General features: G+C 52.8%; 10 protein-coding genes. 5 read left to right on the forward strand and 5 right to left on the reverse strand.

The genetic code is table 11. The features are described 5' to 3' along the window. Positions 1–26 precede the first annotated feature (26 nt). The 3 genes from mgrA to D3P07_RS23315 all read right to left on the reverse strand — a co-directional run bounded on the left by mgrA (position 27) and on the right by D3P07_RS23315 (position 4,585). The gene (mgrA, locus tag D3P07_RS23305) at positions 27–1,025 is read right to left on the reverse strand and encodes an L-glyceraldehyde 3-phosphate reductase (protein WP_119802813.1); all 999 of its coding nucleotides are present in this window, start codon (positions 1,023–1,025) and stop codon (positions 27–29) included. A 67-nt stretch (positions 1,026–1,092) separates the two neighbouring features. Continuing rightward, positions 1,093–2,538: an HD-GYP domain-containing protein gene (locus D3P07_RS23310; RefSeq protein ID WP_259391660.1), complete on the reverse strand. Its 1,446-nt coding sequence runs from the start codon at positions 2,536–2,538 to the stop codon at positions 1,093–1,095. A gap of 31 nt (positions 2,539–2,569) precedes the next feature. After that, positions 2,570–4,585 carry a putative bifunctional diguanylate cyclase/phosphodiesterase gene (locus D3P07_RS23315; protein WP_119802815.1) on the reverse strand — a complete coding sequence of 672 codons (2,016 nt, stop codon included), beginning with the start codon at positions 4,583–4,585 and terminating at the stop codon, positions 2,570–2,572. A 165-nt stretch (positions 4,586–4,750) separates the two neighbouring features. Between D3P07_RS23315 and D3P07_RS23320 the strand changes: the two genes are divergently transcribed. The 3 genes from D3P07_RS23320 (at position 4,751) to D3P07_RS23330 (ending at position 7,884) form a co-directional block, all read left to right on the forward strand. Continuing rightward, on the forward strand, positions 4,751–5,929 hold the full coding sequence (locus D3P07_RS23320; protein ID WP_119802817.1) for a foldase protein PrsA: 1,179 nt from the start codon (positions 4,751–4,753) through the stop codon (positions 5,927–5,929). 202 nt (positions 5,930–6,131) lie between these two features. Beyond that, positions 6,132–7,007: an aldose epimerase family protein gene (locus tag D3P07_RS23325; protein ID WP_119802819.1), complete on the forward strand. Its 876-nt coding sequence runs from the start codon at positions 6,132–6,134 to the stop codon at positions 7,005–7,007. A gap of 379 nt (positions 7,008–7,386) precedes the next feature. Then, entirely contained in the window at positions 7,387–7,884 is a 498-nt protein-coding gene (locus tag D3P07_RS23330) for a hypothetical protein (RefSeq protein WP_119802821.1), read from the forward strand. On the opposite strand, the gene deoC is transcribed toward D3P07_RS23330, so the two are convergent. Further along, positions 7,881–8,528 carry a deoxyribose-phosphate aldolase gene (gene deoC / locus D3P07_RS23335; protein ID WP_220482047.1) on the reverse strand — a complete coding sequence of 216 codons (648 nt, stop codon included), beginning with the start codon at positions 8,526–8,528 and terminating at the stop codon, positions 7,881–7,883. The two genes, D3P07_RS23330 and deoC, sit on opposite strands and share 4 nt — an antisense overlap. A gap of 280 nt (positions 8,529–8,808) precedes the next feature. Here deoC and D3P07_RS23340 point away from each other — a divergent pair, with 280 nt between their 5' ends. Beyond that, positions 8,809–9,636 carry a purine-nucleoside phosphorylase gene (locus D3P07_RS23340; RefSeq protein WP_119802825.1) on the forward strand — a complete coding sequence of 276 codons (828 nt, stop codon included), beginning with the start codon at positions 8,809–8,811 and terminating at the stop codon, positions 9,634–9,636. 324 nt (positions 9,637–9,960) lie between these two features. Beyond that, entirely contained in the window at positions 9,961–11,730 is a 1,770-nt protein-coding gene (locus D3P07_RS23345) for a 5'-nucleotidase C-terminal domain-containing protein (RefSeq protein WP_119802827.1), read from the forward strand. A 409-nt stretch (positions 11,731–12,139) separates the two neighbouring features. On the opposite strand, the gene D3P07_RS23350 is transcribed toward D3P07_RS23345, so the two are convergent. After that, complete coding sequence (locus D3P07_RS23350) at positions 12,140–13,858, reverse strand: ABC transporter ATP-binding protein (protein ID WP_119802829.1); 1,719 nt, start codon at positions 13,856–13,858, stop codon at positions 12,140–12,142. Positions 13,859–13,945 lie beyond the last annotated feature (87 nt).

Consider the following 13,945-nt stretch of genomic DNA (forward strand, 5'->3'; position numbering starts at 1 on the left):
TGACCTGTCTAATATCGGAGCGTATCCTATTCCTCCTTGGAGAGAATGCTTTCGATCCGGTTTAATTCTTCTTCGCTAAAAGCTAGATTGGCAAGCGCAGCCACATTGTCATCGATCTGCTCCACGCGGCTTGCGCCGATCAAGGCGGACGTCACTCTGCCGCCTCTAAGCACCCACGCTAGTGACATGCCGGCTAGCGTCTGTCCTCGCTCTTGCGCCAGCTCGTTCAGCGCCTTCACTTTGTCCAGCTTGCCTTCCGTAATCTGCTCCGACTTCAGGAAGATGCTTGGTCCGCCTGCGCGGGAGTCAGCAGGAATACCGTTCAAGTACCGGTTCGTCAGCAGCCCGCCGGCTAGCGGCGAGAATACAATGGAGCCGATGCCTTGCTCATCCAGCACATCCTGCAGGCCGCCTTCGATCCAGCGGTTGAACATCGAGTAGGAAGGCTGGTGAATCAAGCACGGCGTGCCCAGCTCCTTCAGAATACGGGAGGCCTCGGCAGTCTGCTCTGCGCTGTAATTGGAGATGCCGGCATACAAGGCCTTGCCTTGGCGGACGGCATGATCAAGCGCTCCCATCGTCTCCTCCAGCGGCGTGTCCGGGTCCGGACGATGAGAATAGAAGATATCCACATAGTCCAGCTTCATCCGTTTCAGGCTTTGATCCAGACTGGACAGCATATATTTGCGGGAGCCCCATTCTCCATAAGGACCCGGCCACATGCCGTAGCCCGCTTTGGTCGAAATAATCAGCTCATCCCGGTAAGGTGCGAGGTCATGCTGAAGAATGGCACCGAACGCTTCTTCCGCCGAGCCCGGCGGAGGTCCATAGTTGTTAGCTAGGTCGAAGTGGGTAATGCCGAGGTCGAACGCGCGACGCGCCATCGCCCTGCTGTTCTCGTAGCGGTCGTTGCCGCCGAAGTTATGCCAAAGCCCCAGTGAGATAGCGGGCAGCTTCAGACCGCTTCTGCCTACCCGATTGTATGTCATTGTATCGTAACGCTTATGATCTGCTGTATAGCTCATTTCCAAATACCTCCCCATTTTTAGGTGTATACCTTTTCATTCTAAATGATTTATCGGCAACAAAACACTATCGGGCCAGTCTTTGCTCCAGCTTAATGGTCGGGCTATTCAGCAGTGTCTCCCGGAAGAATGTCTCCTGCTCCACCGTAAGCCTCTCCCAGGCATGAATACAGCGGGGGTCAAAGTGTCTTCCGCTCTCCTGCAGCAAGATCTCCATCGCTTCTTCATGAGTCATCGCCTTCCGATAGGAGCGGGATGAGGTAAGTGCGTCGTAGACATCCGCCACTGCCGTTATTCGGGCGACAAGCGGTATCTCTTCGCCCGACAGCCGGTCCGGATAGCCGCTGCCGTTCCACTTCTCATGATGGGAGCGGATAACTGCCAGTTCCTCTACCATAAAGCCAAGCCGCTTGCAGACGTTATAGCCGGAGACCGGATGGGATTCAATAATCGATCGTTCTTCTTCGGACAGCTTGCCTGGTTTGTTCAAGATGCCGTCCGGTATGTATAGCTTGCCGATATCATGGACGATACCGCCCTGCGCAATCGCGCGAAGCTGCGAGGTAGACAGCCCCATCTCCTCTCCCAGCTTCAGCGCATATAAGGCAACACGATAATTATGCCCTGCCGTATACGAATCCTTCGACTCTGTCGCCATCACCAGCTCTCTGACACTTGGAGAGATATACGTATGGATCCAGTCTTGGGGATTGGCACGGAACAGCATTTTGACTGCGGCGGTAATGGAACCTGTATTCAAATGCTCTCTGACGATGCCGGCGACCATGACGATAACGGAAGCAAGCAGCAGGAAGTGGTACAGCCACCAGCTCGCCATCCACGCTTCCCCGGTCACCATAATGATTTGCGCGCTGAACATCCAGCCCGTACTGTAGACGATCGCAAGCTGAAGCGGGAAGCGGGAGGCTAGATAGGTTTGCAGATTACGATAGATCGTCCAAGCGTTCATAAGCAAAATCAAAGCGGTCGTCACCCACTTGCTGACATCTCCCTTCAAGTGAAGGAGATGGACAACATCGGGATTGAACCATACATATAAGCCGGACAGCAGTAAAATGGAGGACCAGACCGGCAGCAGCCACTTCTGGCGCATGGACAGCCGGCGGACGAGCTTATGATCGGCCGAGATAGAGCACATCCATAGCCAGAACGCGGATAACAATACGCTGAGCTGGGCGACATTGCCCGAGATGGAGGAATGATGGATCAGAAATCCCGGCGTCGATAATCCATGGAGAATGAACATCGCTGCCAAGGATACATAGGATAAGGACAAGAAGCTAACCTTTATATTCCGGATACGGATCGCCACGATACCAATCGCGGTCGCGACAGCCAGCGCCAGTATGGAGACCAGGCTGACAATATAGAAGTGGCCGTGCGGCGCATGGATATTCATATCGTAAGGCGACAGCTGATACAGAAAATAACCGGCGAGCGGCAGCAGTATGAATACCGCAAGCCTGGCTAATATGCGAGTGTCTCTTCTCAAAGGTTATCCTCCTCCAACCATTGTCAATAACTTAAGCGCTCAATCCATCCAGCCAAGCATCCACTTCCTCACGTGGCATTGGCTTCTTGAAATAGTAGCCTTGCATGATGGAGCATCCGGCCTGGCGCAGAAATTGGAGCTGACGCTCGGTCTCTACTCCCTCGGCTACAAGCTCGATATTCAGCTGCTGGGCTAGCGTAATGATCGTATTGACAATTGCTCTTTTGGAAGGCGATTCGAAATCTTGCATATACAGCTTATCCATTTTCAGTGTCTGGAATGGGATACGATCAATTGAGCCTAAAAACGAATAGCCCGAACCAAAGTTGTCCATGGATACACGCACGCCTGCCTCTTGAAGCGGCACAAGCTGCTCTGTCGCCTCGGTTGCATGATACATCACCGTCGACTCCGTAATTTCCAGCTCTAGCAGCTCCGGACGCAAGCCGGAATGGACCAGCGCTTCATTGACCATATCCTGAACACTGCGTGTTTCGAATACATTCGCCGACAAATTGACGGATACGCCTAACGCGTTGCTCCCCCTGCCATTCCAAGACTGACAGTCCTTGCACGCCTGATCCAGCACCCATCTCGTGATCGGAACAATCAATCCGGTCTCCTCGGCAATCGGAATGAATTCATCCGGCGCAATCGCGCCAAGCTGAGGATGCTTCCATCTGAGCAGCGCTTCAAATCCGACCGGCTTATTCATGGCCGCATTCCACTTCGGCTGATAGAAAGTCGACAGCTCGCCCAGCATAAGCGCCGTGCGAAGCCCCTTCTCGATCTCCATCCGCCTGGCCAGCTTTCGGTCCAACTCTTCATTATATGCGCAATACTGGTTCTTCCCTTGGCTCTTGGCATAATACATAGCCGTATCTGCCGCCTTAAGCAGCTCCGTCCGGCTCTGCCCATGCTGCGGCGCAAAGCTGATGCCGATACTGCTAGTGACGTAGAGCTCGTTCCCCTCCAGCCAGAATGGACGTCTGAGTTCCTCCAGGATAAGCTCGGCCAGCGACTCTGCCGTAAGCTGCCTCAAATCCTTGGTCACCAGCAAAAACTCATCGCCGCCTAACCTGAAGATATGCCGCTGCTTGTTGACGAACTGGTTAATCCGGCTGCCTACCTCTTTTACAAGAAGGTCGCCTACATCGTGGCCTAACGTATCATTAATAAGCTTGAATTGATCCAAATCAATAAAGAGAACGGCAAATTCCTGACTGCCTCGCAGCGTCTCATCGAATTCGTGATTCATCGCATGGCGGTTAGGCAATCCTGTCAACGGGTCGCTGTAAGCCATCCGTTTCAGGACAAGCCTCTCCCAATAGAGAGCCGTCCACGTCACAAGAACAACTAAAATCATGACACTCGACACAGGAATCAGCAGCGACAAGTCGATGCCTTCTTCTCTTAACTGATCAAGCGCTTCGGGCGTCGAGCACCAGAACATGGCCGCTTCCATGCCGGTATAATGCATGCCTGTCACGGCCAGCCCCATTAGCAGTGCCGCTGCAAGCTTGAACCAGCGGGCCCTGCTTTCATTGCGGAAGCGGGTAAGCAGATATAACGCGGCGTATGATGCAATTACCGCGATTATGGCGGAGATGATCCACAGCGTTTCATTATAGGTGATCGTCAGAAGCGAGGACTCCATAGAAGCCATGCCTGTATAATGCATCGTAACGATGCCCGATCCCATGAACAAGCTTCCGACAACCAGCTTCGCCTGTGTTACCTGCTTAGCCATCGTGACATAAAAGGCCAGCAAAGAAGCCAGTATACTGGCCAATATAGATATAACGGTTGTTAACACGTCATAGTTCACTTCTACGCCCAAATGAAAGGCCATCATTCCGACAAAATGCATCGTCCATATGCCGCACCCCATCACAAATCCGGAGATGATTAGCCACCCTAGCTTGGACCTGCCGTTCGAGTTCGATATTTTATAGGAAAGATTAAGTGCGGAATAAGAAGTGAACAACGCGATAACAAGCGACAGCAACACGATCCAGCTGTCGTAGCTCCCCAGTAATCTGATCAATATATCCCTCCGTGTCAACGCTTGTTACACGTTCTTTTTTTCGTCTACCTATACAATTAATACGATTCGACAAGCAATGCAAGCTTTTTTATTTTAGATTAAGGTTTTTTTGATCATGATTTGATATAGTAGGTGAAGAATTGCAAATTGAAGGGAGTTTATGGAATGAACAACAAGGAATCGCAGTCCAACGATACACCTATAGACAACGAAACTGCGAAAGAAGAAAACAAGGTTCAAGAGAACGATACAAACGGTGAAACTCAGGAGAACGCTGTCGAAACGGACAAGCCTGAGGGTGCGACCGATTCCGAACGCGCAGTTGCCGAGACAGCGGTTGCGGCGGCGGCTCCTTATTCCGCTGCGGCAGGCGTATCGCCTCGTCCGGAAGCAGCTGCTCCAGCGAAGAAGAGTGCAACGGGCTGGATCGTGTTATCCGCTGTACTTGCAATCGCGCTGATCGTTGTATTGATTAAGCCTCCTTTTGGCGGCGGAGGCAATGAGACTGTTGCTACCGTTAACGGCGCTAACATTTCGCAGCAGGAATTATATGACCTGCTGGTGAAAGTGAACGGCGAGCCTGCGCTCGACAACCTGATTCTGGAGAAGCTGGTGAAGCAAGAGGCTGATGCGGCCAGTGTTAAATTTACGGATCAGGACATTACAGATGAAATTAATGTGATCAAGATCGACTTCCCTTCGGAAGACGACTTCAATAATGTATTGCTGCAAAACAATCTGACCATGGAAGACCTCCGCGAGGACATGCGCCTAAGCGCAATGATCCGCAAAGTGCTGGAGCCTAAAACTACCGTTACAGATGAAGATGTAAAAGCGTATTTCGACGCGAATCTGGCCAAGTTCGGCGAGCATGGTGAACAAGTTCGCGCTTCCCATATTCTTGTAGAGACCAAGGAAGAAGCTGACGCTATTCTGGCTGAACTTAAAGGCGGGGCTGACTTTGCCGAGACAGCCAAAGCCAAGTCCGGCGACGGATCGGCTGCTAACGGCGGAGATTTGGGCTTCTTCTCCAAAGAAGACATGGTCGAGCCGTTCTCCAAGGCTGCTTTTGCCCTAGAAACCGGAGCGGTCAGTGAAGTTGTGCAAAGCGACTTTGGCTTCCACATCATCAAGAAAACCGACTACAGAGAAGCTGCAAAAGCAAACTTCGATGAGAATAAAGATCTGATCCGCACAAAGCTGGTTGCCGATGAAGTTCGTACGCTGTCCAGCGCATGGATTACTGAGATCCGCGAGAAAGCGAAAATTACGAACAACCTTACGAAAACGCCTGCAGACGGAGCAGCAAATACTGGAGCTGAAGGCGGCGCGGTTAAGGAATAATCCGTATCTGGTAAGTAGAATTTCGATCGATGCCTTGCAGTGTTATCTCTATCTGAGGCTGCGGCATCGTACATCCTTATCATGTTCTTCCAGGGCCTGGCACCGGGCAGCTGTACAAGCTGCCTTGTGCCGGGCCCTTTACTCATGCGCTGAATTAAGGCACAATAGTAGACATCATGATTTCACTTTTGGAGGTAGCAGCGTGAGTACATTTGAAGTTAGCCACTATCAAGATACGTATACGATCTATGAGTTAAAGGAGAATTCCACGTCATCACGCGTGCTCGTATGCCCGGAACGCGGCGGCATCGTGATCGGCTGCCAATTGAATGGCGAGGAGCTCTTCTTTTTGGATAAAGCGACATTCGAGAATCCTGCCTCCAACATCCGTGGCGGCAATCCGATTCTGTTCCCAATCTCCGGATCCCTTCAGGATTCCGCTTATGAGTGGAACGGCGTGACCTACAAGATGGGCCAACACGGCGTTGCTCGCATCTACCCTTGGGAAGTAGTCGGCACTTCGGCGGAAGGCGAAGCTTCCATTACGCTGCGTCTTCGCGCAAGCGAAGCTACTCTTGCCGCATATCCCTTCCAATTTGAGCTGATCTTCACCTATGTGCTGGTGAACGGCGAGCTCCATACCCGCCAGCAATATCGCAATATTGGCGAAGGCGAAGCCATGCCTTTATACCCTGGCTTCCATCCGTACTTTGCGATCGAAGGCAGCAAGGATATTCCGTACAAAACGGACGCTCCGCGTTATGTCGATCTGACGACCGGCGAAGAGGCCGATTATACTGGACGCGCCAACATGGATGACTTCATTGATTCCATCTGCCTGTTCGGCGCAAAAGAACCCAGCATCTCCTTCCCTATTCGCGAAGGCGTAACCGTCAACCTGCGTTATGATGATCTGTTCAAATATGTAGTTATTTGGTCAGTCAAGGAGCGCCCGTTCGTGTGCGTCGAGCCTTGGATGGGACTGCCGAACGAAATGAACAACCGCAATGAGCTGCTCTACGTGAAGCCAGGCGAAGAACTTCGCGCCGACCTCGTCATCGGCTGTGAGACGAAGTAAGCCTGTATAATGAAGAGGCCTCCCTTGCCATTGGCTTGGGAGGCCTCTTCTGTTGCGGCTCATATAAATTAGCCGCATAAGCGGATTTCCGCGCGGGCGGCACCTGTAAGCCGAGTTTCTCGGCTTGGAGCGCGGGTTTCCGCGCGGGCGGCGCTTGCAAGCCGAGAAACTCGGCTTAGAGCGCGGGTTTCCGCGCGGGCGGCGCTTGCAAGCCGAGTTTCTCGGCTTAGAGCGCGGGTTTCCGCGCGGGCGGCGCCTGTAAGCCGAGTTTCTCGGCTTAGAGCGCGGGTTTCCGCGCGGGCGGCGCTTGCAAGCCGAGTTTCTCGGCTTAGAGCGCGGGTTTCCGCGCAGGCGGCGCCTGTAAGCCGAGTTTCTCGGCTTGGAGCGCGGGTTTCCGCGCGGGCGGCGCTTGCAAGCCGAGTTTCTCGGCTTAGAGCGCGGGTTTCCGCGCGAGCGACGCTTGCAAGCCGAGTTTCTCGGCTTAGAGCGCGGGTTTCCGCGCGGGCGACGCTTGCAAGCCGAGTTTCTCGGCTTAGAGCGCGGGTTTCCGCGCGGGCGGCGTTTGCAAGCCGAGTTTCTCGGCTTAGAGCGCGGGTTTCCGCGCGAGCGACGCTTGCAAGCCGAGTTTCTCGGCTTAGAGCGCGGGTTTCCGCGCGGGCGGCGCTTGCAAGCCGAGTTTCTCGGCTTAGAGCGCGGATTTCCGCGCGAGCGACGCTTGCAAGCCGAGTTTCTCGGCTTGGAGCGCGGGTTTCCGCGCGGGCGGCGCTTGCAAGCCGAGTTTCTCGGCTTAGAGCGCGGATTTCCGCGCGAGCGACGCTTGCAAGCCGAGTTTCTCGGCTTGGAGCACAGCGAGGCGCTCGAACGGCGATGCTTTTAGTAGCCTTCGCCTTGGCCGCCGGTTACGATTGCGACGCTGGAGCTTGCGCCGATGCGGGTCGCTCCGGAATTAAGCATCTGCAGGGCGGTCTCCAGATCCCGAACGCCGCCGGATGCTTTTACGCCAATAGTCGGTCCTACTGTACGCCGCATGAGCGCAATATCTTCCGCAGTAGCTCCGCCTTTTCCGAAGCCTGTTGAGGTCTTAACAAAATCGGCGCCAGCCGCAACACACAGCTCGCACGCATTCACTTTCTCCTCATCCGTCAGCAGTCCCGTCTCCAAAATAACCTTGAGCGCCGCTTTCCCTTTGCAAGCAGCTACGACGCCCTCAACATCACGTTGAACACCTTCGTAATCGCCGGATTTCAACAGGCCGATGTTCAGCACCATATCGATCTCGGTTGCGCCGTCATTAATGGCTTGCGTAGCCTCAAATGCTTTGGACGCCGTAGTAGTCGCACCTAACGGGAATCCGACAACCGTCGTAATGCCGACGCCCGAGCCCTTCAGCTCTTCCGCCACAAGCGGAACCCAGCCCGCATTCACGCAGACCGTCGCAAAATGATGCTCTCTTGCTTCCTTGCAGATCGCGATAATATCTGACTTGGTCGCATCCGCCTTTAATATGGTATGATCGATCATCGCTGCTACTTCCGCCGATGACCAGCTAGTCTTTTGTTCCACTGTTTTTCCTCCATTCCCTTAATCCCAGGGTGTCTGTCACGTACTATTATACGAAGCTTTTCCGCAAACAACAACAAAGCAGCCTCTTTCATGCCGGCAATCCTAACTGGGAAACTGCGGCAGGAAGCTGAGGTTTACTTTGCCCCTTCTCTACGCTATTATGAGGGTGCCTCACATTCCCATATTTGCCGCGACCGGTCAGTCCGGTAGCCGGCTATACACAAAGGAGATTTTACATATGGACAATATGCTCGTCAAAATAAAAGAAGCGGCAGCCTATATCGAAAGCAAGCTGTCATCCAAGCCGCAGCTCGGCATGATTCTCGGCTCCGGCCTTGGGGTTATGGCTGACGAAGTAGAGAATGCCATTGTCATTCCTTACGGAGACATCCCTCATTTCCCGGTATCAACCGTAGAGGGACACTCTGGAGAGTTGGTTATTGGAGAACTGGAAGGAAAAACCGTGCTGGTGATGAAGGGTCGCTTCCATTACTACGAAGGCTACAGCATGAAGGAAGTTGTCTTCCCTGTGTATGTGATGAAGCAGCTCGGCATCGGCACGCTGCTGGTCACCAATGCAGCAGGCGGCATGAATCGCGCGTTCGCGGCAGGCGATCTGATGCTGATTACCGATCATATTAACAATACCGGCGACAACCCGCTTATCGGGGCAAATATTGCCGAGCTTGGCCCGCGTTTCCCGGATATGTCGGGCGCCTATAACAAGGAGCTTCGCGCCGTTATCGCCGAGCAAGCCCAATCGCAGGGTATCAAGCTGCAGCAAGGTGTATATGTAAGCATTACCGGCCCTACCTATTGCACGCCTGCAGAGCTTACAATGATGGCCCGTTGGGGCGCCGATGCAGTTGGCATGTCCACAGCACCTGAGGTCATTGCGGCGAATTATTGCGGCATTCGCGTAGCGGGGATCACTTGTATTACCGACATGGCGATCGGAGACGAGCTGGAGCCGCTGACGCATGAACAAGTGGTCAAAGTCGCCAATGAGACGCGTCCGAAGTTCATCTCACTGGTCAAAGCATCGGTGCGCGCATTTCAGATTTAATCCTGCTGAATCGAACGTTTAACAAGATTGCTATAAACGATTTCGATCAGGGCAAGCATACTCATCAAGTGAGTATCTACTGGCCCATTACCATTTTTCCAATTCCGCACAAAAATATGAAGCGCCGCAAACTCATTGCGGCGTTTTTACATTTAGCATGATTCGAAAGTATTCCCCCCTTGGAGCCCTTGAATAAGAACCTCTCCTCTATTGTTTTACAAAACCTTTAGTTTTTCGGTACAGGATTTCCAAACCGCGCCGCCGAATATCTCCCTGTTCCAATATTCACACTATACAAATAGGCGATGGAGGGATGATTCGTTCATGAGAAAACCATGGAATTGGCTGCTGTCCACTGTGCTGAGCCTGGCTTTGGTGCTGGGGCTTGCAAGCGGGGCGGCGGCAGAGGGCAATACGGAGCAAGGCGTCAAGCATCTGACCATTTTACACACGAACGACATGCACGCACGGTCAATCGAAAACGGAGCCGAGATGGGATTTGCCAAGGTAGCCGGTATCTTCGACAGCTATCGCAAAGCCAATCCGAATACGCTCGTCCTCGATGCAGGCGATGCGATTCACGGCACAACGTTCGCCACTCTAGTAGGCGGGCAAAGCGTCGCCGATGTGATGAACCTGATGGGGTACGATGCCATGGCACCGGGCAACCACGAGTTCAACTATGGAACCGACAGGCTGCTGGAACTGGCAAAAGGCCTAAAGTTCCCCGTTATTAGCGGCAACGTCAGAGACAAACAGAATGATCAGATCTTCAAGCCATATATCATCAAAGAGATTGACGGCATCAAGGTGGGCATCTTCGGTCTCTCCACACCAGAGACGGCTTACAAGACGCATCCGATAAACGTCGAAAAAATCACGTTCACCGATCCGGTCAAAGAAGCGCAATCCATCGTCGACGAGCTGCAGGATCAAACGGATCTTATTATTGCGCTGGGACATCTGGGCATGGACAAATCAAGCGAGGATAACAGCTTCAAGGTCGTCAAAGCCGTGAAAGGGATCGATCTTTTCGTAGACGGCCACAGCCATACTCTGCTGGAGAAAGGACTTCTGTCCGATAACGATACGCTTATCGTCAGCACAGGCGAATATACGCAGCATGTCGGCGTCGTTGATATTTGGCTGCAGGATGGCAAAATAACAAAACGTGAAGCGAAGCTGATCAATCAGGAAGACTCCGCCAATATCACACCGAATGAATCCGTTACAGCCAAAGTAGCCGAAATCATTAAGGCACAGGAAGTCATATTGGCAGAGAAAGTCGGCAACACCTCCGTAGCTCTCGAAGGTGCCCGCGAGAAAGTACGCGCAAGCGAGACTAACCTTGGCAATCTGATTGCGGATGCCCTGCTCTTCGTCACTAAGGCGGATGTTGCTCTGACCAACGGCGGAGGCATTCGTGCATCCATCGATCAAGGCGTCATTACGAAGGGAGAAGTCATTACCGTTCTCCCATTCGGCAACCAGATCGTCACGCTTAAGGTGAAAGGCGCTGATATTAAGTCTGCGCTGGAAAATGGCGTCTCCGATTACCCGAACGCCAAAGGAGCCTTCCCCCAGGTCGGGGGGATGAGCTTCAAGATTGATCCCGCTGCGGCTCCAGGCTCGCGCGTGCATGATCTGAAGGTCGGCAGCAAAGCAATAGACCTCCAAGCGGAATACACGATTGCGACGAATGACTTCCTTGCAGCAGGCGGGGATGAATACACCATGTTCGGCCAATATCCGCAGGCCGGTATGTACGGCTCGTTGGATGAGGCGCTTATCGCCTATATTCAGGAATTGGGTTCCGCGGACCCGAAGGTTGAAGGCCGCATCAAGGAATATGCCGCTCCCGGAACTGCAACACCGCAACCTGAACCAAAGCCAAACCCTGAGCCTAAGCCAGAACCAAAACCAGAATCTAACCCGGAAGTGCAGCCTGTCTATATTGTGAAGAAAGGCGACACGCTATGGGGCATTGCGCGCAAGCACGGTACAACCTGGCAGGCGCTTCGCGACCTTAACCATTTGAAAAACCCGAACCTGATCTTCCCGGGTCAAAAAATCATTTTGCCTGCCAAAGCTTAGAACGAGGATATAAACGGCATAAAGAGAACCGGTCGCTAGCCCAAGGCTCATGCGACTGGTTTTCTTTTTTCATGATTCCCCCTAATAGGCTCCTTGCAGCAGAACCAGCCGACGAGCGAACCGGGCATAGCATTACGGCTGCAGCACCCCATGCAAGCCACACTGCACCGCCAAGCCCTAAGAAACAAGCCGGTTAACCGTACAAGCTGCAATTGGTTGCTGCACTGGAGCTCACAATGGTGGCAGTACAAGAAAGGGCGAAGCAGATTAACCTCCTGCTTCGCCCTTTCTCTATATGCTTTTCAACTTGTCATTCACCGATTCCACATCACGCATAACCTATGCCAGACTGAAGCCAATCCATCGGAATAAGCGACATGGGGTTAGGTGGTTACACCCGCCTCACAGCCTATGCTCTGCCGAACTGCGCTGTATGCAAGCGGCTGTAGATGCCGCCTGCCGCAACAAGCTCATCATGGCGGCCCTGCTCGGTAATGCCCTTCTCTGTCACAACGACTATGCGATCCGCGTTCTTGATCGTGGCCAGACGATGCGCGATAACCAGCGTCGTACGTCCTTCCGACAATTCTGCCAGCGATTGCTGGATCGCCGCTTCCGTCTCTGTATCCAGTGCCGAAGTCGCTTCGTCCAGAATCAGAATCGGCGGGTTCTTCAGGAACATCCTTGCGATCGCTAGCCGCTGCTTCTGGCCGCCGGACAGCTTCACGCCGCGTTCGCCGATGACCGTATCCAGTCCATTGGGCAAGGATGCGATGAATTCCTCCAGCCTTGCCCGTCTTGCCGCCTCCAGAATGTCCCAATCATCAGCGCCTAGCTTACCATAAGAGATATTCTCCCGAATCGTACCCGAGAACAGGAATACATCCTGCTGCACGATGCCGATTCCCTTGCGAAGCGATTCCAGCTTCATATCGCGAATATCCAGTCCGTCGATCGTAATGCTGCCGTTTTCAACCTCATAGAATCTTGGCAGCAAGCTGCAAAGTGTCGTCTTACCCGCTCCAGACGGACCGACGAAGGCGACGGTCTCTCCTGCCCGAATGGACAGGTCAATGCCCTGCAGCACTTTGGATTCACCCTCGTAACCAAACGTAACGTCTTTGTAGCGGATATTGCCATGCAGACGATCAACCGTAATCGCGTTCGGCGAATCCGCAACATCCGGTGCCGTATCCATCAGCTCCACGTAACGCTTAAAGCCCGCAATGCCTTTCGGATAGCTTTCAATAACGGCATTAATCTTTTCAATTGGCTTGAAGAAAATATTCGTCAGCAAGACGAATGTCATAAAGTCACCGTATGGCATTCCTTTTTTCAAAACGTAATACGCGCCTGCCATCAGCACGAACAGTTGTACCAATCTCATTAACATGTAGGAGACCGAAGCGTTCAAGCCGATAATCTTGTACGCGATCAGCTTCGCTTCGCGGAAACGCATGTTATTGCCTTTGAACAACTTGCCTTCATGCTTCTCATTCGCGAACGCCTGCACAACGCGGATGCCGCCCACCGTATCTTCTACGCGCGCATTGAAGTCGGCCATGTCTGTGAAGAGGCGGTTGGATGCCTTGGTCATCCGTTTGTTGAAGTACAGCACCAGCCAAATAATAACCGGTACGATAATGAACGTCATGATCGCCAGCTCCGGCTGAATGAACAGCATAATGCCGAATGCGCCGATCAGCGTCATCGCTGCGATGAACATATCCTCCGGTCCGTGATGGGCAACCTCGCCGATCTCGAACAAATCATTCGTCAGCCGGGAGAGCAGATGCCCTGTCTTCGTATTGTCGAAGTAACGGAAGGACAGCTTCTGCACATGATCGAACAGCTTGCGCCGCATATCCGTCTCAATGTTAATGCCCAGCATATGCCCCCAGTAGGTGACTACGTAGCTTAAGAGCGTATTGATGATATAAATAACCAGCAGCACAGCGCAACCGGCAACAATAAGCCCCCAGTTCTCGTCAGGAAGCAACGAGTTCACGACATATCCGACCGCAAGCGGGAACACCAGCTCCAGCACAGCGAGAATAACCGCACAGGTAAAATCGAGGAAAAACAGCCGTTTGTACGGCTTATAATACGAGAAAAAACGTCTTAACATTATAAACTCCAATTCTGCCCTTATTTTGTCAGTGGGACTAAATGATAATGATTTTCAATAGGAAGATCATACCCAATCCCTTTTATA

Origin of the sequence: Paenibacillus sp. 1011MAR3C5 (assembly GCF_003591485.1) — a bacterium.
Classification (GTDB): domain Bacteria; phylum Bacillota; class Bacilli; order Paenibacillales; family Paenibacillaceae; genus Pristimantibacillus.